Origin of the sequence: Acidovorax sp., assembly GCF_046339755.1 — a bacterium.
GTDB lineage: Bacteria > Pseudomonadota > Gammaproteobacteria > Burkholderiales > Burkholderiaceae_C > Acidovorax.
Genome location: NZ_JBKDTZ010000310.1, coordinates 1 through 19,958, shown reverse-complemented (window position 1 = coordinate 19,958; position 19,958 = coordinate 1). Strand labels below are relative to the sequence as shown.

Here is a 19,958-nt window from a genome sequence, read left to right as displayed (position 1 = left end):
CCGCGGACAGAATTTCAGCTAGTTCCGGTCTCACAGCATTGGCGCGAAGGCACTGACCGTGGCCCGGCCAGGGTTGCCAAGCGGCAGCCTGCCCGAGAGGTGGCCAAGCGGCACCAGCAGGATCCTAAACAGCTGGCCCGCGGCTTCCCGCACGTCACGCTCACGCGCGGCCAGGGCCAGCATGTACCAATGACTCCGCAGATGGGACAGGAGACACGTCCTTCTTGAACTGGTCGTAGTCCGACCATGCTTCCACGATAGCGCCAGCATGTCGATTGCGCATACCCAGCCAGCGCCGGAAGAGGTTTGATCCAGCCTCGGGATGGCGGCTCTGGCGCCGGACGCTGTCAGGCGTTGGCAGCGGCTTCCCTTTCTGAAGCCGGGACCGAATGACGTGTCGGGCGATGCCAAGCCGCGCGCTCAGCATGTCGGCAGCTTCCTCGATGGATCGAAATGTTTCCCCACCGAGGCTGATAGGCTTGCCGCCGGGACTGCCGAGACCGCCTGGCTTGGCTGTGTTGAGGCCGTTGGTACTCAGGGCCCCCAGACGCTCAACCCAGAAGGCTTCGCGCGCAGGCAACAGGACCGGGTCACTGATGCCGCATTCAAGAACCTCGATGTCGAATCCATCGGCACCACCTTCTGCGAGGTGGCGACCTTCATGATGCACACGGTCGCCGCCGTCAGCGACCGCTTGGTGCCTGTCAGCGTTAATTCGGCTTGGGGAAGCGAAGAGCGGCAAACGCCGCTTATGGAGAGCTCTACATAAGCAGCGTTATGCACAGGTCCCAGTTATATGCAGGACTCCGACGCCGTCAGGCTGCAGGCCGCATGAACACTGACGTTGTCGGCGTCAAAGGCAAGGACGCGCTGCACATAACGTTTGATCCCAGACGAGGCGAGATCGAGGGCGAACAGTCTTGTCACACGGTAGCCGCCGACGCGATGACGATGGCACACCGCCCCAACCGACTTCGCCTGTTTGTAACGGGTATTCCCTCGACAGCGGCCAATCAAACTCCTGAGATTGGAACAGTTCGCCGCACGGCTGGGGATGAAGCCGCGGTGCGCAACCGCAGCAAGGATTCATCGTCTTTGGCACCTCTGAGCATGACGAAACTATGGATAGCCTCGTAGCGCATGCACGCGCCCCGCACCAGGGAGATCTCGCACGAGCGCCCAGCAGGCTACTCATAACGGAGCACTGTGCATAACGCTGCAGAGCCGACCTTGCCTGTAGTGGGTCAGCTTCAGGCTGATCGGAGTCACTCGCAATCCTGTGCATGAATGGCAGCAATCGCCAACACGTGTCGTTCAACGCCGCCTATCGTGAGCGATGGCTTCACCTCCGGGTCGGCCGTTTCCCGCCTACTGGCTCTGGCCTCGCCCTTGGGTAGGGACTCGCGGAGCGAAGGAAGCAAGCACGAAGCGTGGTCAAGCGGGATGTTCGTTGTGCCGTTGTTTGCCAGGTGAACAGAAAATCTCTCGCCCCTTGAGGTCATCTTGACCTGTACTTCTCCAAGGTGGACTCCATTCCACCAACTATGTTGTCACACCCACCGGGCTACTCATAACGGCGCACTGTGCATAACGACTCAAAACGGTCGCTCAAACGAATAAAAATTCAGGGGACTTCTCGGTCAGATTTCCGCAGATTGCCGCCGAAACACCGTTGCACCTGCCAATGGGCTTCGGTTCGAGGCTCGACGGCGTCTAGATCAACCGGGTCGATTCACCATAGAGCGTAGGGCGGCACTTCAATGTCAATATCTTGTTGAGTGCCACGCGACCCCGTTTTCGTCCATCGTGACTTCTATGGTGGCCTGTGCGATGAGAAAGTTTATGCAAGCAACTGCCTCACCTGTTGCCAGGCTCAGTTGCTGCGCATCCTGTTCTCCGATGGAGCGATGAAAGAGTGCAGCGAACGTATCGATGATCCGTTGAGGCCCGGTAGTCAATGTCTGACGTAACCGATTCAGTGCACTATTTTGGCCTGACCTGAGCGAGTCAAGGCGTTCATGCAGTCCATAAAAGGGCTCGTTGTGAGAGGGGAGTACCAACACATCGTTGGGAACATCCCTCATTAGTTTGTCGAGCCCTTCGTACCACTCCTTCAGCGGATTGGCCTGTGGCTCGCTGGCGAACACCGAAACATTCGACGAAATCTTCGGTAGCACCTGGTCGCCGGAGATCAGCAGTTTCAAGTCGGGGCAGTACAGAGAGGCATGTTCTGGTGAGTGGCCGCCGGTGGTGATGATCCGCCAGCCATATTTACCCAACTGGACGTGGTCGCCGTCCTGCAACCGTCGGTAGCTGTCAGGCAGAGCGTGGATATGTTTACCAAAGCTGCCGAAGCGACTGCGGTAGCTTTCAATGGCTGCCTCCGACCAGCCGGCGCATCTATTGAAGAGCACGCCGTCGGGCGGGGCTTCGCGGTTCGTGTCGGCATGCATCACGCGGCAGGTCAGGTACTCCAGCCGGCTCATGTGCAGCGGCACACCAAAGCGACGCGTGAACCAACCAGCCAAGCCGATGTGGTCTGGGTGCATGTGTGTGGCGAAAACGCCTTGGAGTGGCCGTGCCAGCGGCCCGTGCGCCATGAGGGCCAGCCAGTCGGCCACGGTGTCGGGGTTATTCAGGCCGGTATCTACCAGCACCCAGCCATCATGGGTATCTATGGCCCATACATTGATGTGGTCGAGTCGGAATGGCATCGACAGTCGGATCCAGCGTACGCCCGGGGCGATCTCGACCCAGTGTCGTGACGATGGTGGCTTGAATGGATAAATAAGTGGATTGGCTGCGAGTTCAATCATTGCTATCGTTTCATGAGGTAAGCGACGGTATAGCCACTAGGTGCATCAGACCAATGGCTTTTTAGAATTTCACTGCTTGTTGTCAACCAGCAAGGGTGCGTCAATGGGCATATCTTCTTGGATTACCCACTCGACTGAGTCGAGCCTCAGGCGGGTCAATTGCCTGAACACTTCGATCAAATCGCTTTGCGTGGCGTAGTGAGAAGCCCCTGGCGTTAGCACCGCGCGCAAGGTTGCAGTTTCCCGATGCTGCTTTTTTTCAACGAAGATCTGGGCACGTTCTATAGCCGGGATCCGGATGATCAGCTCTTCCACGTTGCGTGGATAGATGAAAATTTCGCGTACTTTGACACCTTGGCCCACTCGGCCTTGCAACAAACTGATTCGTTCGACGAGACCATCCGGGGAATGGGCCAGCGCTTGCGCCACATCGCCTGTGCCAAAGCGGACCAGAGGCCAACCGCTGTCCAGCGTGGTGACCACTATCTGGCCGGGTTCGCCCGGCGGAAGGGGTGCGCCGGTGTGCGGGTCGCAGATCTGGACGAGCCGGTCAGGCTGGACCGTGTAGCCCAGTTGTCCTAGTTCCTCGTAAGCAATCAGCCCGAAGTCGCCGGTGGCATAAGCCGAGAACGTGCGGATTGCGTATTTCTGCTCCAATGCGCGGCGCTTGCCCATCCAGTCACCCAGTTCGCCGCCCAGCATTGCGGAGCGGACCTTCCATTGAGAAGGCAGGTCGTAGCCCATGCGCTCAAGCGTTTCGACCAAGGTCACGAAGAAGGAGGTGGAGGAGCAAATGCAGGTGATGCCCAGTTCCATGATGAGCTGCGCTTGTTGCTCGGCGCCGCCGGGCCCGCAGGGAATGAGCGTCGCCCCGGTGGCAGCAATGCCCGCATCTAGCAATAGGCCGGCTGGAACAAGATGGTAGGACCAGGTGTTGAGTACACGGTCACCGGGGCCGATTCCCGCCTGCCTGAACACATGCGAGAAGCCCTTGCCAGTGTCTTCGTCGAAAGAATGGGGTTCATAGACGGGGCCTGGGGAGACATAAATGCGGCGGATAGATGTGTCGTCGGCAGCGAGAAACCCACCGAATGGCGGTGACTGGCGCTGCTTATCAAGCAGTGAATCCTTACTTGTGACGGCGAGCCGTGCAAGGTCGGCAGGGCCTTGGAGATCCTGCGGCGTCATCATTGCAAGCTGATAGACCGCGCGGATGGCCGGGGCGCGGTCGTAGGCGAATTGCTGCGAAGCACGCAGTAGTCTGAATCGATCGGTGGTGGGTAACGTATGCATGGCGTTGCCGTCCTAGTGGCCCGTGAAGCGCGGGGTGCGTTTTTCGTTGAATGCGGCCAGGCCTTCGTGGAGATCGGCGCTGTGGGAATGCACTTCAGAGGCCAGAAGCTCCAATCGCAGGGCGGTGTCTAGAGGCTGTTGCAAACCATCGTCGACCAGCGTTTTCATGCGGCGCAGGCCAAGGGGGCTCTTCGTGGCAATTTTGTCGGCCACGGCTTGTGCAACGCTTTCGAGCTGGTCGTCGTCCACCACTTGGTTGACGAGGCCCGCTTCCACAAGATCTGCCGCGTCCACGAAGTCACCCGTGAAGAGAAGGTACTTGGCGCGTGTGGGGCCAATGACCCGCGGCAGGCGCACCGACCCCCCCCCTCCGGGGATCAGGCCGTAGTTGGCATGTGCGTCGCCAATTTTGGCGCTCCTTGCCGCCAGCACTAGATCACAGCACAGCACCAGTTCGAGCCCGCCCGCCAGAGTTATGCCGTTCAGGGCGGCGATCACGGGTTTTGGAAAGCGGTCAATCCGGTTCATGGTGGACAGTACGCTGTCCAGAAAGCCACTGGTGCCACTTTCGCCCGCTTGCGTCTTGACGTACTTGAGGTCGGCGCCCGCGCAGAAGGCCCGTCCAGTGCCCGTCAATACGACGGATATCACGTCTCCGCGGCTCTGTGCTTCGTTGAGTGCGTGGTCTATTCCCCGAAGCACCGCCGGGGTCAGCGAGTTCATTGCATCAGGTCGGTTCAGGCGAATCCACATGGTGCCTTTTCGTACGTCTGTAATCACAACCGGTGTCGACATCAGGGGTTCCTTGCTGGCTTGCGTGTTCATGGATCGATTCTGCTTTTGCCTCTGTTTTGAGGGACATGGGGTTTTCCATTACCCATAAGTTAAAAATTCTACCCTAAAGTAAAACAATTAAACAAATGGAGTTCTTCATGCGAAGTAAGAGCAGCCCGCTCATGTTCCCGCTATCGGGTATCAAGATCGTCGAGTTCGAGGGGATCGGCCCAGGGCCCTTAGCTGGGTTCATGTTGATGCAGATGGGCGCTGACGTTACTGTGGTCGGGCGGCCAGGTGCGAGCGCATTGCCTGATGAGCTCACTCCGAAGGACGGGGCGCTCTTGTCGCGCGGCAAACGACGCGTCACATTGAATCTCAAGAACGACGAGGACAAGGCGCGGGCGCTGGACATGGTCGCGCAAAGCGACGGGTTGATTGAGGGCAACCGCCCGGGTGTGATGGAGCGCCTGGGTTTGGGTCCCGATGTATGTGGTGAATACAACCCGCGGCTTGTGTATGGGCGCATGACGGGCTGGGGGCAGGATGGGCCGCTGGCTCAGGCCGCCGGGCACGACATGAACTATGTCGCTCTCACTGGGCTCATGTCGATCACCGAGCAACCGGGACACCCTCCCATGCTTCCACCCACAGTGGTTGGGGATGCTGCCGGCGCCCTCGGGTTTGCATTTGGCATGGTGTCGGCGTTGCTAGGCGCGCGGGATAAGGGCCAGGGCTGCGTGGTTGACGGCGCCATCATTGATGTGTTGGCAATGCTGTCGCCGCTCGTGCAACTGATTCGTCAAGGTGGCGGATTGGAAGGCAGCGAACCCAGTGTCTTCCATGACTCACCCTTCTACGACCGCTATCTGTGCAGCGATGGGCGATACATCACGGTCGGTGCAATCGAGCCACAGTTCTATGCATTGCTGTTGACGCAATTGCAGCTGACGGATGTCGACCCCGCACGGCAAATGGACAAGACTTTGTGGCCTTCTCTCAAGGCGCGGATTGCGCAGCGCTTTGCTTCCCAACCTAGTACGTACTGGAATGCACTGATGGAAGGCACTGACAGTTGCTTTGCGCCGGTGCTCACCATGGCCGAAGCCGCCGCTCATCCCCACAACGTGGCTCGTGGTTTGTACAGCGTGACTGAGCAGGGCGATATTGAGACTGCGCGGGGCATGCGATTCCTGCCGCTTTGCTGAGCCGCGAATGTGATACCAAGGGTAATCCCTGGCAAGCAGTTGAGAATTTTACTGTACAGTAAAAACATTTTACGCAAAGTAATTTATTTGACTTTCATGGATCAAGAAGATCCGCCACGGAGAAATGCGATGGAAGATATCTATGTGGTTGGTGTGGGGATGACGCCATTCGGACGGCATCTGGACAAAGACATCAAGGCGCTCACACGCGAGGCCACGGCGGCTGCTTTGGCGGACGCGGGATTGGAAAAAGAAGACTTGGAAGCGGCCTTTTTTGGGAACACTTCCCAGGGGCATATGGATGGCCAGCACATGATTCGTGGGCAAATTGCGCTGCGGGCCATGGGGATTGGGCGCATTCCGGTGGTGAACGTCGAAAACGCTTGTGCAAGCGGCTCGTCGGCGTTCGTTCTAGCCTGCAATCACCTCAAGTCGGGTGCTGGCGATGTCGCTTTGGCTGTTGGTGCAGAGAAGATGTTCTCATCCGACAAGCTCAAGATGTTCTCGGTGTTTGACAGTGCCTGGGATCTCTCGCGTGCAGAAGAGATTCGTGGGGAGTTGATGAAGATGGGGCGCGACGTGGCGGTGCCCGAGGGGAGTACCTCACCCAGGCCGTACAGCGTTTTCATGGACGTGTATGCGGCGTTTGCACGATCGCACATGCGCACTTTCGGGACGACGCAGCGCCAGTTAGCCGCCGTTTCGTCCAAGAACCACGCGCACTCCATGCACAACCCGCTGTCGCAGTACCGGATGGCTTACAGCATCGAAGAGGTGCTCGCCGCGCCGCCGATCACCTACCCATTGACTCTGCCCATGTGCTCCCCGGTGTCTGATGGCGCAGCAGCAGCCATCATTTGCACACGCTCGGCGCTTATGCGCTTGAACATCGATGAAAAGCGTGCCATCAAGGTGTTGGCGGCAGTAGTGCAAAGCGGTTCCGACCGGAGCGAAGACGACTACACCAACCACTGCACAGCACTGGCTTCGCGCAGGGCATATGAACTGGCAGGTGTTGGCCCAGCAGATATCTCGGTGGCCGAGGTGCACGATGCCACGGCCATGGGTGAAATCATTCAGACAGAAAACCTCGGTTTCTGTGAGTTCGGCATGGGCGGTGTGATTGCCGAGCGGGGTGATACCCGGATTGGTGGCCGCATTCCCGTTAATCCGTCCGGCGGCCTGGAGTCTAAGGGGCACCCTGTTGGGGCCACCGGTATTGCCCAAGTCCATGAGTTGGTAACTCAGCTTCGCGGGGAAGCCGGACTGCGGCAGGTGACTGACGCAAGGATTGCGCTGGCAGAAAACGGTGGCGGTCTTGAGGGCATTGAAGAAGCTGTTGCCTGTATCACCATCTTGGCGCGCTGAGCGCTGCACTCAATAAGAGACAAGAGAAACAGTATGGATGTCAAAAATACCATTGCCTTCGTCACAGGAGCTGCTTCAGGCCTGGGGCTCGCCACTTGCAAGGCATTGCTTGCGGCCGGAGCGAGCGTCATGGCGGTTGATCTGGACGAAGAGCGCCTTGCGAGCGAGGTGCTGCCGATGGGCGAGCGCGTGCGAATCCAGAAGGTTGATGTTTCGGACGAGGCCAGTGTGAAGGCTGGCGTAGACGCGGCAGTGGCGGAATTTGGTGCGCTGCATGTGGCGGTAAATTGCGCGGGAATTCTGGGTCCCTGCAAGACGCTTTCAAAGGGCGAGTTATTCCCGATGGATCTTTGGAACCGGGTGATCGCCATCAACCTGACCGGGACATTCAACGTGGTGCGCTATGCGTCGTTGGCCATGTCGCAGAACGAGCCCAATGTCGACGGTGAACGGGGGGTCATCGTGAACACGTCATCTGGTGCTGCGTGGCAGGGTCAAGTGGGCCAGGCCGCATATAGCGCCAGCAAAGCGGCGGTCATTGGAATGACGCTTCCGGTGGCGCGGGATCTTGCGCAACACGGAATCCGAGTGGTGGCCGTGGCGCCTGGTCTGTTTGAGACCGCCATGTCTGCAGGCATGCCAACGAAGGTGTCGCAAAACATTATTGACAACGTCATCCTCTTTCCTCATCGCATGGGGCAGGCACAAGAGTTCGGTGGACTGGTTCGGCACGTTGTGGAAAACGCCTATTTGAATGCCACCACGATCAGCCTGGATGCGGGTGTCCGTTGTTAGTCGTGGTCCATTGATCGCTGCGAGCATTCCCGCAAATGGATGCGTAGACCCTGCAAAGGTCTTATGAAGGAAATTCGATGGACAAAGCCAAGAATTCAGAGTGGAGGTGCCAATGAATGCAGCCATTCAAAGCCAGCGGGAAGGCGTGGTGCTGACAGCCCAGAATCTGCTGCTGCAGTTCGGTGGAGTTGTGGCGCTGAATGATGTTTCGATTGATGTGCGCAAGGACGAGCTGCTGGCAATCATCGGGCCGAACGGAGCGGGAAAGTCTTCTCTGATGAACTGCCTGAGCGGGTTCTACCGCCCCAAGAAAGGCGAGATATCCCTGGCCGGGCACAACGTGCGCGACATGGCGGTTCACGACGTGGCGGCACAGGGCCTAGCGCGCACCTTTCAAGGTACGCACATTTTTTCGGGCATGACCGTTATCGAGAACCTGATGGTGGGGCGCCACATGCACATGCGGGCCAATCTCGTGCAGTCATTTTTCCATTTCGGCCCGGCAAAACGGGAAGAAGTTTTGCATCGGGAGGTGGTGGAAGAAATCATTGAATTTCTTGAAATTGAATCCATCCGGCATGCGCCGGTGGGCAGCCTCGGTTATGGGCTTCGCAAGCGCGTGGACTTGGGGCGCGCACTGGCCCAAGACCCGAAGATTCTGTTGATGGATGAGCCTATGGCCGGTATGAATACTGAAGAGAAAGAAGACTTGGCACGTTTCATTCTGGATGTGCGCGAGGCAAAGCGCATTCCTATTGTTTTGGTGGAGCACGACATGGGTGTGGTGATGGACCTGGCTGACCGCATCGCTGTGCTGGACTTTGGACGCAAGATCGCCGATGGAACGCCCAAGGAGATCCAGGCTAATCCCGCAGTGCTTAAAGCCTATCTTGGGGAGGGCGTCCAATGAAACTCGAAATCGCGACCCTTCCCCAGTTGCTGCGCAAGCATGCGCATGCTAACCCCAACCGTCTTTCCCAGCGCCATAAGCAGCGCGGCATTTGGCGGGAGTACAGCTTTGCGGATGTGCAGCGCAACGTTCGAGAGATTGCGCTGGGCATGCACCAAGCAGGCGTCAAAGCGGGTGAGACCATTGCCATCATTGGTGAGAATGAGCCGCAGCATTACTGGGCCGAGTATGCCGCGCATGCACTGGGATGCAAAGTTGTATCCATGTACCCGGACCTCACTTCGGAGGAGGTGGCCTATCTTTTGGACGACAGCGAAGCAGTCATCTTGTTCGCGCAGGACCAAGAGCAGGTTGACAAGGGCCTGGATGTCCGGAACAAGACGTTGAAGATGCGCCACATTGTGTATTGGGATGAAACGGGTATGTGGTCGTATAACGACCCCATCCTGCAAACCTTCGATGGCATGCAGCGGCAAGGGCGTGAAATCCATCAACGTAACGGAAAGATGTACGACGCGCTAGTGGATGCGGGAGCCCCCGATGACATAGCGGTTCTTTCTTACACTTCCGGCACGACGGGGCAGCCCAAGGGCGTCATCCTCACGCATCGCTTTTTGATCGACAACGCCCAGCGCTTGATCGATTCCATGGATGTGAAGCCGGGTATGGAATACCTGAGTTACATCGCGCCATCCTGGGCCACTGAACAAATATATGGCATCACCATGGGATTGGGATTGCCCATGGTAGTGAACTTCCCCGAGGGCCCGGAGCAGGTGTTGTCCAACATTCGGGAATTGGCGGTGGAAGGTATGACATTTGCTCCGCGCCAGTGGGAAAGCATGGCGTCCTCTGTGCAGGCGCACATGCTCGACGCAGGACCCATTCGACGAGGTGTCTACGAGTGGGGCATGAAGATCGGTCACACCGTTAATGTGGGGCGCTTGGATGGAAAACCCGTTGGCCTGCTGGACCGGTTGCTGTTTCCTATCGCCAATGCACTGGTTCTGCGCCCGTTGCGAGATCTGCTCGGCCTGACCCGGCTGCGCTGTGCCAGCTGCGGTGGTGCCACCATGGCACCGGATGTGTTTCGCATGTTCCATGCCATGGGTATACCTCTGCGCAACATCTATGGCTCCACCGAAACCGGGTTGCTGACATGCCACCAGGGTGACCGATTTGATCTGGAGACCGTAGGGCACTGGATGAAGGCGCATCCAGAGGCGGGCCCACCATTGGAATGGCGCTTGAGTGCGGACGGAGAGCTGCAGATTCGTGGCGGAAGCCCGTTTCTGGGCTACTACCGCAGAGAGGGTTCCGTAGAGTCGAAGGTGAAAGATGGCTGGTTCTACACGGGCGATGCCGTAACGAAAACTGAGCTAGGCGAGCTCGTGTTCCTGGAGCGGTTGTCGGACCTCAAGCGTTTGCGCAGCGGAGAAACCTTCCCGCCGCAGTTCGTCGAGACCCGCCTTCGGTTCAGTCCCTTCATCAAGGACATCATGACGGTGGGAGACGAGACGAGGGACTTCGTGGCCGCTCTCATCAATATCGACATGGCTGTTCTGTCGCGGTGGGCAGAAGACAAGCGGATCGGATTTTCAACCTTTACCGATTTGTCACAGCGGCCAGAGGTCGCAGAGTTGATCAGTCAGGAAATTACCCGTGTGAATCAGTTTTTGCCGGCGCATGCGCGGGTCAAGCGATTCGCCAATTTTCCAAAAGAGCTTGATCCGGACGAGGGCGAACTAACACGTTCGAGAAAGCTGCGGCGCGAATTCCTGGAGGTGCGATACGCCACGCTGATCAACGGTTTATATGACGGCTTGCACGCCGTGCGTATCGATATTCCTGTGACCTACCAGGACGGTCGGCGCGGCAATTTCGAGGCTCTGGTGTCCATCCATGACACGGACGCCGCAGGGTCAGACCACCTGGGCGCAGCCCGAAGCAGAGGACGGAAATGATCGATTTTATTAACTACCTGATAAACGGTGCGCTGTCAGGGCTTCTGTATGCGTTGATCGCCATGGGTTTCGTCGTGATCTATCGCGCGTCAAAGGTGTTCAACTTTGCACAAGGTGAGTTGGTGGTCTTTGGCGGCTACATGGTGTGGTGGACGATTATTCAGATGGGTCTACCGCTGTGGGTCGGATTGCCCGTGGCATTCGTTAGTGCTGCAATTTTTGGTTTCATGATTGAGCGGATATTTTTTGCCCGTCTGGTTGGGGAATCCGTCTTCTCGATGGTCATGGTGACGATCGGTCTCTTGATTCTGATCCGAGGCGTTGTGTTGGTGCTTTTTGGTCCACAGGTGCGTGCTTTTCCGATCATCTTTCCTCTGGATCCGATCATCGTTGGCGATCTCATCGTCTCCCGTTCGATGCTCTACGGTGGAATTATGACCATCTTCATCGGCGTTGGCCTCTCCTGGTTTTTCAACCGGACAAGGGCTGGCTTGACCATGACGGCCGTGGCGGAAGACCACCAGGTGGCCATGTCCATGGGCATCTCGGTGCAGCGTTCCATTGCCTTTGCGTGGGTGCTGGGATCCGTGCTTTCCACACTGGGGGCGATAGTGCATTTGAGTGGCCGCTCCATCAACATGATGAGCTCCGACATCGGCCTGGCTGCCTTGCCGGTGGCCTTGCTGGCTGGGTTGGAGTCCCTCGCAGGTTTGCTGATCGCCGGTGTTTTGGTGGGTGTGATTCAGGGTTTGGCTTCGGCCTATCTCGATCCCCTGGTGGGGGGAGCGCTGGGCTCCGTCTTTCCTTTCATCATCATGCTGGTGGTGTTGTTAATTCGTCCCACCGGCATGTTCGGGTGGAAAACCATTGAGAGGGTATGAGCATGGATCCCGCAGGTGTATTCGCGACTTCTTTCGCCAAAGACCAAGCACTAATTCGCACGCGCAGCCAGGCGGTGGCATTGGGCCTGTTTGTTATAGCGTTGTTTGCGCTGCCCCTGATCAGCGAGGTCCGCTGGGTGGCGATCGTGACCTCTATGCTGATTACTGCAGTGGTGGTCATGGGGCTGCAGATCAATACTGGTCTAGCGGGTCAGATCAATTTGGGTCAAGCTGCGTTCATGGGGGTTGGTGCGTATGCAACAGCGCTCCTAGCGACGAAAGGCCACCTGCCTTTCTGGCTGGCTTTGCCCATCGGCGGGCTGTGCGCGGCGCTTTTTGGGCTGGTGTTTGGATTAACCGCAATGCGCATAAAGGGTTTTTACCTTGCCTTGACCACAATTGCTGCGCAGATTTTGTTCCACTTCTTTGTGCTCAACCTGCCTGCCAAGTGGCTGGGGGGATCTAACGGCATCACTCTGGAACCAGCACAGCTCCTTGGTTTCGTTTTCAACACCGATACCCGCATTTACTACCTGTGTCTGGTAGTGGCCTTCATCATGATTGCGGGCGCCTACGGCGTCGCACGCAGCCGCCATGGTCGAATTTTTGCGGCAGTGCGCGATGACGACGTGGCCTCAGGAATGATGGGCATCAATGTCGTGCGCACCAAGGTACTTGCCTTCTTGCTGGGTGCGTTTTACGCGGGCATCGGTGGAGGGCTCTGGGCTTACTACGTCAGGTTCGTGGCGATTGACCAGTTCACCCTGATCCACTCGATATGGTTCATCGCGATGATCATTGTGGGTGGCATGGGGTCGGTGACGGGCGCGCTGATCGGCGTGTTTGTTATCCGTACTGCCCAGGAGACGATCACCATCGTGGGCCCTTCACTGGTCGAGAACTTTTCCTTCCTGAGCGGAGATGTTGTTTTCGCAGTGATGAATATTTTCCTGGGTGGAGTCATCGCGGCCTTTCTGATCTTTGAGCCACGCGGTCTGATGCACCGGTGGAACATCGTCAAGCGGTCTTATCGCATGTGGCCTTACCCATATTGACCGCAATCCTGTTTTCTGCAGCCACCTTAGGCGCTGGGAAGGGCTGCTCCAATGCAAAGCGCTACTACAAAAGGAGACTTTTTTTATGAAAACGAATCGAGCAAAGTTGTCGGCAATGGTCAAACTGGGGCAACGCGGCGCTTTACTGGCGTCAGCCTTGTGCCTTGGCGGCATGGCACAAGCTCAGACTACTTACAACGTGGCTGGCCTGGCTGACTTCACCGGACCTTTCGCAGACATCATGAAAGATATGACGGGATGCCGCCGTGCGGTGCTCGACTGGTGGAGCGAAGAGGTCGGTAAAGCGCAGGGCGTCGCATTGCGAATCAAGGATTTCGACACCCGCTATGACGTCGCCCAAGTGGCCAGCCTCTGGCCAGGCATCACGTCCGAGCTCAACCCGGTGGCTGTTCTGGGTGTGGGCGGTGCAGATACCAATGCGCTGCAGCAGCGCTTGCCTAGTGACAAGGTGCCTCTTGTCCAGTCGACAGCAGGATATGGATTTGCTTGGAAGGGTGATAACTGGGTGTTCAATGCCCGTGCCACTTACCCGCACGAAGCGGCTGCGTTTTATGTGTGGATGCAGAAGAAGTCGGGTTCGTCTGCTCCTCTCAAGGTGGGGGTGATTTCATCGGAAGTATCGCCGGCCTACGTGGACATCCACAAAGGTGTCGAGAAGTTCGCTAAGGACAATCCGAAGATCATTGAAGTCGTTGAAACGATTTATACCGAAGCACAGCCGACCGACCTTACCCAGCAGGTCAGCCGCCTGGTCCGCAAGGGGGCCACGGTACTGCAGGTGTTCAACAATACAGCATCGGTAGTGGCGACACGGCGCGCCCTGCAAAGCCTTGGAAAAACCAATATTCCGATAGTGGTTAGCGCTCATAACGGGTTGCTTTCGTCGGGGAAAGCGCTGGGTGACCTGAGCCAAATGGATGGAAACTATGAGGTCTATGGCATGGCCATGGCCGCCGAAGGCGCAACACCGGCACGGGACTTCTTCGAGAAACTGCGCAGCCAATACAAGTTGCAAGCCGCCTATAACTCTGCCTGCATTATGGGCATGAGCCAAGCGATGTTGACGGTTCGTGCCGTTGAAAATGTTGTCAAGGTCAAAGGTGCTGGCGGTGTGACGGGCGAAGAGGTTCGCGCTGCACTGCTGTCCACCCCCATGCCTACCGAGCGCAGTTTTGGCTTGTTGCCCAATATCAAGTTCAACAATGATGCGCCGTTCCCGACCTCGGGCACAGCCGTCAACATCGGCACCGTCGAAAAGGGAAAGTACAAACTTCTCGAGCAGAACGTTCCGGTTCCTGTGTTGAACAAGTGGTAATTGCAAATCGGCCTGGGTCTCGGGCCACCGAGACCCAGGCCACATCATCTGGAGCTACCCGTGCTTGAACTGAACAACGTTGAAGTCCTCTACAGCGACGTCATTCTTGCTGTCAAAGGCATTACCGCCAAAGTCCCCGCTGGACAGTGCGTGACCTTGCTGGGCGCCAATGGCGCTGGCAAGAGCACCACGCTCAAGGCCATCTCCAACCTGGTCAGGACAGAGGATGGTCGTGTGACGGCGGGGAGTATTCAATTTGATGGTGCGGACATCACCGGTGCCAACCCCGTCGATGTCGTTCGCAAGGGGTTGGTACATGTCATGGAAGGGCGCAAGGTTCTCCGCCACATGACAGTGGAGCAGAACCTGGTGGTGGGCGGTCATATGGGCAGCGCTGGCGATGCCAAGGAAATGCTTGATGAGGTGTATAGCCGCATCAAGCGTCTGAAAGCCTTGCGTACTCGCACAGCAGGTTACCTGTCGGGCGGCGAGCAGCAATTGCTGGTAATTGGACGGGCCCTGATGGCCAAGCCTAAGTTGGTGATGATCGACGAGCCTTCGCTCGGCTTGGCTCCGCTGATGGTCGATGAGGTCTATGGTTTGCTGAGTGACCTCAAGACCAGCGGTCTGACTCTGCTGATCGTGGAGCAAAACACCCGCGTCGCTCTGGATTTAGCCGACTACGGCTATGTGATGGAGAGCGGACGGATCGTGTTAGAGGGCCCCTCCAACAGCTTAAAGACCAACGAGGACGTTCGAGAGTTCTACCTCGGCCTGACGGTCGATGGGGAGCGCAAGAGTTTCCGCGACATGAAACATTACCGCCGCCGCAAGCGCTGGCTGGGTTGACCGCATTGGGTCAGTCGTTTTCCAAGTTTTCAAGGATGGGTTTATGAGCATCGTTTCCAATGCATTGCTGAGCGAACAAGAAGTCATTATTCGGGAGTCTGCCCGGCGTGTCGCGACTGAAGTGGTGGGTAGCACGGCCGCCGAACGTGATCGCACGGGGGCTTGGCCACACGACGAAATCAAGGCAGTTGCCGACGTAGGCTTCATGGGCATGCTCGCCCCGCCAGCATACGGCGGTTCCGGGCTTTCATTCGTGGAGTATTGCCTGGCTATTGAAGAATTCGCAGCGGCCGATGGTGGCTTCGCCACCATGATGCACGTCCACAACTCAGCTGCGCACGTGTTACGTAGTTTTGGAACCGAACAACAGATGGCCCGCCATCTGCCGGATCTGGCCAGTGGCAAGCGCATTGGTGCCTTTTTATTGTCAGAGCCCCATGCAGGCTCGGATACCGCAGCCATCCGGACCACGGCTAAGCGGGACGGCGACGTTTATGTGATCAATGGCAGCAAACAATGGATTTCCAATGGCAGTGAAGCGGGCTTTGCGCTCGTCGTGGCAGCAACTGCGGAACCAGGTGCCCGTCACCGCTTCAGCCTGTTCATCGCGGACCCCGAAGATCCAGGCTACCAATGCTTGCGTATCGAAAGGAAGCTGGGCCAGCACACGGCCCACACGGCTCAGATTCAGCTGGACAACATGCGTGTTCCAGTTCAGAACATGATCGGTGAGGAAGGGCGCGGGTATGGCAAAGCACTATCGCTGTTGTCCGATGGGCGCATCGCAATCGCCGCCCTGGCCATCGGCATTGCCCGTGCAGCGCTGGAGGCAGCCATCCGCTACGCCAAAGAGCGCGAGGCCTATGGCAAGCCACTCACCGAACTGCAGGCCATTAGCTTTGATTTGGCGGAAATGGCCATGCAGGTTGAGGTGGCGCACCAGTACATGCTGTATGCAGCTCGTCTTACGGATGCGGGCCTGCCAACCAGTAAGGAGGCCTCCGTTGCTAAACTCTATGCCAGCGAAATGGCTGAAAAGGTTTGCTCTGCGGCGCTGCAAGTGCATGGTGGCTACGGGTATGTCAACGACTTCCCGGTCGAGCGCTATTATCGCGATGTGCGCGTTACAAAGATCTACGAAGGCACTAGTCACATTCAAAAGTTGATCATTGCGCGCAGTATCTTGGCTGGCTGATGAGCACGGCCTTTCTCCGCAGGCCTATCGGCGAAAGCAGTTCGATACACTTTGCCTCAGTTAGCGATACGAATGCCCTCAAGGAAAACAACACCAATGAGTACGCCAATTGAGGCAAAGCCCAAGTCACTGACACGCAATGCTGCCAAAAGATCGGGCAAGGGCGCAAAATGGAACAATGCGGTCAGCGGCGCGGATGAGCAGTACCAGCTCAAAAAGCAAGCTGTCATTGCGGAAGCTTCGCGCGCATTTGGCCGCCATGGGTACAAGAATGTGTCCTTGGACGAGATTGCAAAAACGCTCAACGTCACCAAGCCTGCCCTCTACTACTACTTCAAGAACAAGCAGGAACTTGTCTACGAATGCCACGAGCTCGCCATGCATTTGGGAGATCGCGTCTTGCAAGACGCGATCGCTTCGGAAAATACTGGTTTCGGTCGGATCTCGGCCTTCATTAAGAACTACATCTCGTTGCTAACGGATGAAATGGGCGCACCGGCGATCCTCCAGGATTTCTCCGATATGACTGTGGCGGATCAGAAAAAAATCACTTTGCGTCGGCGAAAGTTTGATCAAGAGCTGCGCAAAGTGCTCGAGGGGGGTGTTCAGGATGGTTCCATTGCCCCGTGCAACGTGAAATTGGCGGTGTTCTGGTTCATGGGCGCTGTTAGCTCGATTACCCAATGGATGCATATCGATGGCAGCCTTGGAAGCGACGAAGTGGCCGATATTTTTATCGGTTTTCTTGCGCATGGTATTCGTCCCAGTCAAGCGTGAATCTGGCGCAACAGGCTTGGGCTTCCGGTTGTGTTCTTCGCAGTGAGGCAATTCTGGCGGACATCGTCGTGCATGGCGGAAACCGGTGCTGGAATCAGGTCTTCAGGCTTGATCAGGATGGCAAGGTGGTCGAGTTCTTCGAGGCAGCCAATGCGAGTCTTTCTGCTTCGACGATGGGATGCTGAGAAGCTGGTCGGCCCACACGGGAATCCAAGGCGGCTTTCAAGGCGTGTGCGATGGCCCAATGAATTAGTGGGCAGTGACGCATTCAATGAATGGAGAGCACCACAATTGCGCTCAGGAATAGGCCCCGGATTGCGCGCGCAGGAGGTGGCTACGCACCAAATCCAGCCCGCCGGGTCCGCTGAGAACATCCAGTGGACGACGATGACCAAATGTCGGTGCCAATTCCAACAGCCATTGGTCAAGCCAAGCCCGCGCGTCAAAACCTACTGGTGTTCCTGATTCATCAACCATACGCTGAACAAGTGCGGAGAGGGTAGCGATATCGTCTTCGAGGGCCATGGCCCATTCTGATCTGCACGCCAGATGAATGCAATGCACACGTCCGGGCAAGGTATCTTGAATTGAAGGGAGTTCCCCGCCCTACCACCGCCTGCATGACGAACATGGAGGCGATGAACTGCAGTGGGCGATTCAGCGAATTGCTCGCTTGCTTTGGGCGGACATATGAAAACTGCCTTGGTCTTCGGCTGGGGTGCAAGAGTGTGGGGGGTATTTTGAACGTGCGAGCACCGCGCGTGCTGCTGCAACTATCGCGGCTGAGATCAGGCTGATCTGCAGCCATGCCACCATGAGCAAGAAGTCGAGTTGCTGTGCTCCTCGCTCCAAGTCATCTGGTGCCACAGGCTGCGCAAGTATCACTGCAACATTGAATGATGGGAGTGTCATCTTCATCAGCAGATTGATTGCCGAGGCAGAGCCCATGGCTGCTGAGCCGTAAGTGGCAATCATCAGGGCGGTACCGATAAGCAGGCCGAGCAGGATGGGTTTGATGATGCGGGGCATGAGCATGCGAATCAAGCCGATCGCCATCAGTATCGAAGGAGCAACCATACTGCTGCCCGCTTGAAATTGCCCCATGGAATGCGGCTTGATGCCAATCTTGATGAGCGCGTTGGCCAGGGAGGAATGTCAACATGTGGGCTGCTATGGCAGTTTTACAGCTTATATTTTTGCTCTCGACCCAATTTGACTGAGGCATATGTTTTTACAGGATAGGAAAAGTCATGCCTCAGGAGAGGAATTTTTACAGGGTATATTTTTATGATCACAATGATCGTAAAAATAAACTCTGTAATGTAAAAATTAACTCTGTAAATTTTTTCGGGATTCGGTTGTCGGGTGTTTGAGCTTCATTTTTCCAGGAAAGTCCCTGCAGTTAAGAAGTTCGATTGCATGCTGGAACGCGCTTGCACTGAAGTTTTCTTCTCAGAGAAAATGCAATTCCGTCATAGCTCGTCAGTTGACCGCTTCTGTTTAGGGTTGTGGGATACCTGCCCGGAACTGGCACCCAAACGACGATCACCCACGGCCTGAGGGCAGGTGTCGCACAAGCCTCGGGGGAGGAAACCGCGGGGAACGCCAACGCGGGTGTTCCGGGCGCAAACGCTATGGGGATTCGGGCAGCGGCCTGGCGATCACAGCTCGTATGCATGCGATGCCAGTGTGCCGTTGTGTGTGGGCGGGGCCTGGGGCATTGCTGATCAGTCGCCTGTTTCCGAGTATTTCGCAGGCCATACAGAACCGTTCGCGGCGACATGCGTGCGCCCTCCCTGTCGACGGGCAAAAGCGCATCGACATCAAAGACAAGTGGTGGCGCGCAGAGCTGCTCATAACGCGGGCGGTGCGCGGATGGCCTGCCCGCGCATGAGACATTGCAGGATGGTCATCGCCTGGCCGCAGTGTCGGCAGACGAAGATCGGCGGCACTGCGTTGGGCGGTAGGTCGGCTTGCTCCTCGCTGCTGGGTGAGGCGGCTTGCGCCGGGACGACCTCCAACAACTGGCGCGCCAGCGCGAGGCTGGCCTTGCAGTTGCCATTGGCCAGCAAGCCATAGTGGCGGATACGATGGAAACCGCTGGGCAGCACATGCAGCAGGAATCTGCGCATGAACTCCTGGGGCGCCAGCGTCATGGTCTTGTGGCGCGTGCTCCCCTTGGCCCGGTAGTCCTTCCATTTAAAAATTACCCCGCGCTCATCCATCGCAACAAGCCGGCTGCTCGTGATAGCCACCCGGTGCGTGTAGCGAGACAGGTAGGCCAGCACCGCCTGGGGGCCGGCAAACGGCCTCTTGGCATAGACCACCCACTCGCATTGGCGCATCGGAGCCAGCCACTGGCTGAAGCAGGCACCATCAGCCAGCGCCGCCAGTTCGCCGAAGAACCTCAGCCGCCCCGCCTGGTGCAGGCGCAACAGCTCTTCGATGAAGCGCCGTCGCATCAACCTGGACAGCACGCGCACCGGCAGAAAGAAGCCCGATCGGCAAGCCACCCAGGACTTGCCGTCAGGAGCCAGCCCACCGCCTGGCACGATGCCATGTACATGCGGGTGATGCGTCAGTGCAGAACCCCAGGTATGAGGTTGCCCCTGAAAAGTGGAGTTCTTAACCCTTGTTGAAAATACCGACAAGGAGTTGAGCAATGAGTGACAAGCAAGTGCGTGCGCAGTACACGCGGGAGTTCAAACTGGAGGCGGTTCGGCAGGTGCGAGCTGGC

20 protein-coding genes and 1 pseudogene are annotated in these 19,958 nt (G+C 57.3%); 14 read left to right on the top strand and 7 right to left on the bottom strand.

Translation table 11 applies throughout. The annotated features are described in order from the left end of the window. Window positions 1-30 precede the first annotated feature (30 nt). Window positions 31-183: a DUF3703 domain-containing protein gene (locus ACK59X_RS26995; RefSeq protein WP_409961596.1), complete on the bottom strand. Its 153-nt coding sequence runs from the start codon at window positions 181-183 to the stop codon at window positions 31-33. A gap of 211 nt (window positions 184-394) precedes the next feature. On the opposite strand from ACK59X_RS26995, the gene ACK59X_RS26990 reads away from it, so the two are divergent. Together ACK59X_RS26990 and ACK59X_RS26985 are read left to right on the top strand one after the other, a co-directional pair. Further along, a complete protein-coding gene (locus ACK59X_RS26990; RefSeq protein ID WP_409961595.1) occupies window positions 395-769 on the top strand; it encodes a hypothetical protein in 375 nt (124 codons plus the stop codon). Window positions 770-831: 62 nt separating this feature from the next. Next, window positions 832-1,137 (top strand): hypothetical protein, encoded by a 306-nt coding sequence (locus ACK59X_RS26985; RefSeq protein WP_156779130.1) that lies wholly within the window; start codon window positions 832-834, stop codon window positions 1,135-1,137. A gap of 626 nt (window positions 1,138-1,763) precedes the next feature. On the opposite strand, the gene ACK59X_RS26980 is transcribed toward ACK59X_RS26985, so the two are convergent. The 3 genes from ACK59X_RS26980 to ACK59X_RS26970 all read right to left on the bottom strand — a co-directional run bounded on the left by ACK59X_RS26980 (window position 1,764) and on the right by ACK59X_RS26970 (window position 4,934). Then, a complete protein-coding gene (locus tag ACK59X_RS26980) occupies window positions 1,764-2,816 on the bottom strand; it encodes an MBL fold metallo-hydrolase (RefSeq protein ID WP_056642830.1) in 1,053 nt (350 codons plus the stop codon). Between the two features lie 69 nt (window positions 2,817-2,885). Next, window positions 2,886-4,109 (bottom strand): phenylacetate--CoA ligase family protein, encoded by a 1,224-nt coding sequence (locus ACK59X_RS26975; RefSeq protein WP_069105682.1) that lies wholly within the window; start codon window positions 4,107-4,109, stop codon window positions 2,886-2,888. A 12-nt stretch (window positions 4,110-4,121) separates the two neighbouring features. Continuing rightward, entirely contained in the window at window positions 4,122-4,934 is an 813-nt protein-coding gene (locus ACK59X_RS26970) for an enoyl-CoA hydratase/isomerase family protein (protein ID WP_231940633.1), read from the bottom strand. Between the two features lie 95 nt (window positions 4,935-5,029). Here ACK59X_RS26970 and ACK59X_RS26965 point away from each other — a divergent pair, with 95 nt between their 5' ends. The 12 genes from ACK59X_RS26965 to ACK59X_RS26910 all read left to right on the top strand — a co-directional run bounded on the left by ACK59X_RS26965 (window position 5,030) and on the right by ACK59X_RS26910 (window position 17,406). After that, on the top strand, window positions 5,030-6,091 hold the full coding sequence (locus ACK59X_RS26965; protein ID WP_231940634.1) for a CaiB/BaiF CoA transferase family protein: 1,062 nt from the start codon (window positions 5,030-5,032) through the stop codon (window positions 6,089-6,091). 129 nt (window positions 6,092-6,220) lie between these two features. Beyond that, a complete protein-coding gene (locus ACK59X_RS26960) occupies window positions 6,221-7,459 on the top strand; it encodes a thiolase family protein (RefSeq protein ID WP_056642825.1) in 1,239 nt (412 codons plus the stop codon). A 33-nt stretch (window positions 7,460-7,492) separates the two neighbouring features. After that, window positions 7,493-8,254, top strand: coding sequence for an SDR family NAD(P)-dependent oxidoreductase (locus ACK59X_RS26955; RefSeq protein ID WP_056642823.1), 762 nt, complete (start codon window positions 7,493-7,495; stop codon window positions 8,252-8,254). Window positions 8,255-8,366: 112 nt separating this feature from the next. After that, window positions 8,367-9,164 carry an ABC transporter ATP-binding protein gene (locus ACK59X_RS26950; protein ID WP_056642819.1) on the top strand — a complete coding sequence of 266 codons (798 nt, stop codon included), beginning with the start codon at window positions 8,367-8,369 and terminating at the stop codon, window positions 9,162-9,164. Then, on the top strand, window positions 9,161-11,128 hold the full coding sequence (locus ACK59X_RS26945) for an AMP-dependent synthetase/ligase (RefSeq protein WP_056743885.1): 1,968 nt from the start codon (window positions 9,161-9,163) through the stop codon (window positions 11,126-11,128). Before ACK59X_RS26950 ends, ACK59X_RS26945 begins: the two co-directional genes overlap by 4 nt. Then, entirely contained in the window at window positions 11,125-12,009 is an 885-nt protein-coding gene (locus ACK59X_RS26940; RefSeq protein ID WP_056743883.1) for a branched-chain amino acid ABC transporter permease, read from the top strand. The genes ACK59X_RS26945 and ACK59X_RS26940 overlap by 4 nt, the downstream gene beginning before the upstream one ends. Then, window positions 12,006-13,064, top strand: a complete 1,059-nt coding sequence (locus tag ACK59X_RS26935; protein ID WP_409961594.1) for a branched-chain amino acid ABC transporter permease — start codon at window positions 12,006-12,008, stop codon at window positions 13,062-13,064. The genes ACK59X_RS26940 and ACK59X_RS26935 overlap by 4 nt, the downstream gene beginning before the upstream one ends. Window positions 13,065-13,149: 85 nt before the next feature. After that, window positions 13,150-14,400: an ABC transporter substrate-binding protein gene (locus ACK59X_RS26930; protein WP_409961593.1), complete on the top strand. Its 1,251-nt coding sequence runs from the start codon at window positions 13,150-13,152 to the stop codon at window positions 14,398-14,400. 60 nt (window positions 14,401-14,460) lie between these two features. Further along, the gene (locus ACK59X_RS26925) at window positions 14,461-15,249 is read left to right on the top strand and encodes an ABC transporter ATP-binding protein (protein WP_056743881.1); all 789 of its coding nucleotides are present in this window, start codon (window positions 14,461-14,463) and stop codon (window positions 15,247-15,249) included. Window positions 15,250-15,292: 43 nt separating this feature from the next. Further along, window positions 15,293-16,444 (top strand): acyl-CoA dehydrogenase family protein, encoded by a 1,152-nt coding sequence (locus ACK59X_RS26920; protein WP_056743879.1) that lies wholly within the window; start codon window positions 15,293-15,295, stop codon window positions 16,442-16,444. 96 nt (window positions 16,445-16,540) lie between these two features. Further along, window positions 16,541-17,221: a TetR/AcrR family transcriptional regulator gene (locus ACK59X_RS26915; protein ID WP_409961592.1), complete on the top strand. Its 681-nt coding sequence runs from the start codon at window positions 16,541-16,543 to the stop codon at window positions 17,219-17,221. Beyond that, complete coding sequence (locus ACK59X_RS26910) at window positions 17,218-17,406, top strand: hypothetical protein (protein WP_146191287.1); 189 nt, start codon at window positions 17,218-17,220, stop codon at window positions 17,404-17,406. Before ACK59X_RS26915 ends, ACK59X_RS26910 begins: the two co-directional genes overlap by 4 nt. 112 nt (window positions 17,407-17,518) lie before the next feature. Here the strand turns inward: ACK59X_RS26910 and ACK59X_RS26905 are convergent, their stop codons facing one another. From ACK59X_RS26905 to ACK59X_RS26895, 3 genes and pseudogenes are all read right to left on the bottom strand, one after another. Beyond that, complete coding sequence (locus ACK59X_RS26905; RefSeq protein WP_082564895.1) at window positions 17,519-17,746, bottom strand: antitoxin Xre/MbcA/ParS toxin-binding domain-containing protein; 228 nt, start codon at window positions 17,744-17,746, stop codon at window positions 17,519-17,521. A 132-nt stretch (window positions 17,747-17,878) separates the two neighbouring features. Further along, a complete protein-coding gene (locus tag ACK59X_RS26900) occupies window positions 17,879-18,325 on the bottom strand; it encodes a hypothetical protein (RefSeq protein ID WP_409961591.1) in 447 nt (148 codons plus the stop codon). Window positions 18,326-19,074: 749 nt separating this feature from the next. After that, window positions 19,075-19,821 (bottom strand): annotated as a pseudogene (locus ACK59X_RS26895) (transposase); the annotation flags it as partial. Between the last annotated feature and the right edge of the window lie 137 nt (window positions 19,822-19,958).

Coding starts and splice junctions, on each gene's coding strand:
- ACK59X_RS26995 (WP_409961596.1), bottom strand. CDS start 183: ATGCTGGCCCTGGCCGCGCGTGAGCGTGACGTGCGGGAAGCCGCGGGC.
- ACK59X_RS26985 (WP_156779130.1), top strand. CDS start 832: ATGAACACTGACGTTGTCGGCGTCAAAGGCAAGGACGCGCTGCACATA.
- ACK59X_RS26980 (WP_056642830.1), bottom strand. CDS start 2,816: ATGATTGAACTCGCAGCCAATCCACTTATTTATCCATTCAAGCCACCA.
- ACK59X_RS26975 (WP_069105682.1), bottom strand. CDS start 4,109: ATGCATACGTTACCCACCACCGATCGATTCAGACTACTGCGTGCTTCG.
- ACK59X_RS26970 (WP_231940633.1), bottom strand. CDS start 4,934: ATGAACACGCAAGCCAGCAAGGAACCCCTGATGTCGACACCGGTTGTG.
- ACK59X_RS26965 (WP_231940634.1), top strand. CDS start 5,030: ATGGAGTTCTTCATGCGAAGTAAGAGCAGCCCGCTCATGTTCCCGCTA.
- ACK59X_RS26960 (WP_056642825.1), top strand. CDS start 6,221: ATGGAAGATATCTATGTGGTTGGTGTGGGGATGACGCCATTCGGACGG.
- ACK59X_RS26955 (WP_056642823.1), top strand. CDS start 7,493: ATGGATGTCAAAAATACCATTGCCTTCGTCACAGGAGCTGCTTCAGGC.
- ACK59X_RS26950 (WP_056642819.1), top strand. CDS start 8,367: ATGAATGCAGCCATTCAAAGCCAGCGGGAAGGCGTGGTGCTGACAGCC.
- ACK59X_RS26945 (WP_056743885.1), top strand. CDS start 9,161: ATGAAACTCGAAATCGCGACCCTTCCCCAGTTGCTGCGCAAGCATGCG.
- ACK59X_RS26940 (WP_056743883.1), top strand. CDS start 11,125: ATGATCGATTTTATTAACTACCTGATAAACGGTGCGCTGTCAGGGCTT.
- ACK59X_RS26935 (WP_409961594.1), top strand. CDS start 12,006: ATGAGCATGGATCCCGCAGGTGTATTCGCGACTTCTTTCGCCAAAGAC.
- ACK59X_RS26930 (WP_409961593.1), top strand. CDS start 13,150: ATGAAAACGAATCGAGCAAAGTTGTCGGCAATGGTCAAACTGGGGCAA.
- ACK59X_RS26920 (WP_056743879.1), top strand. CDS start 15,293: ATGAGCATCGTTTCCAATGCATTGCTGAGCGAACAAGAAGTCATTATT.
- ACK59X_RS26915 (WP_409961592.1), top strand. CDS start 16,541: ATGAGTACGCCAATTGAGGCAAAGCCCAAGTCACTGACACGCAATGCT.
- ACK59X_RS26905 (WP_082564895.1), bottom strand. CDS start 17,746: ATGGCCCTCGAAGACGATATCGCTACCCTCTCCGCACTTGTTCAGCGT.
- ACK59X_RS26900 (WP_409961591.1), bottom strand. CDS start 18,325: ATGGGGCAATTTCAAGCGGGCAGCAGTATGGTTGCTCCTTCGATACTG.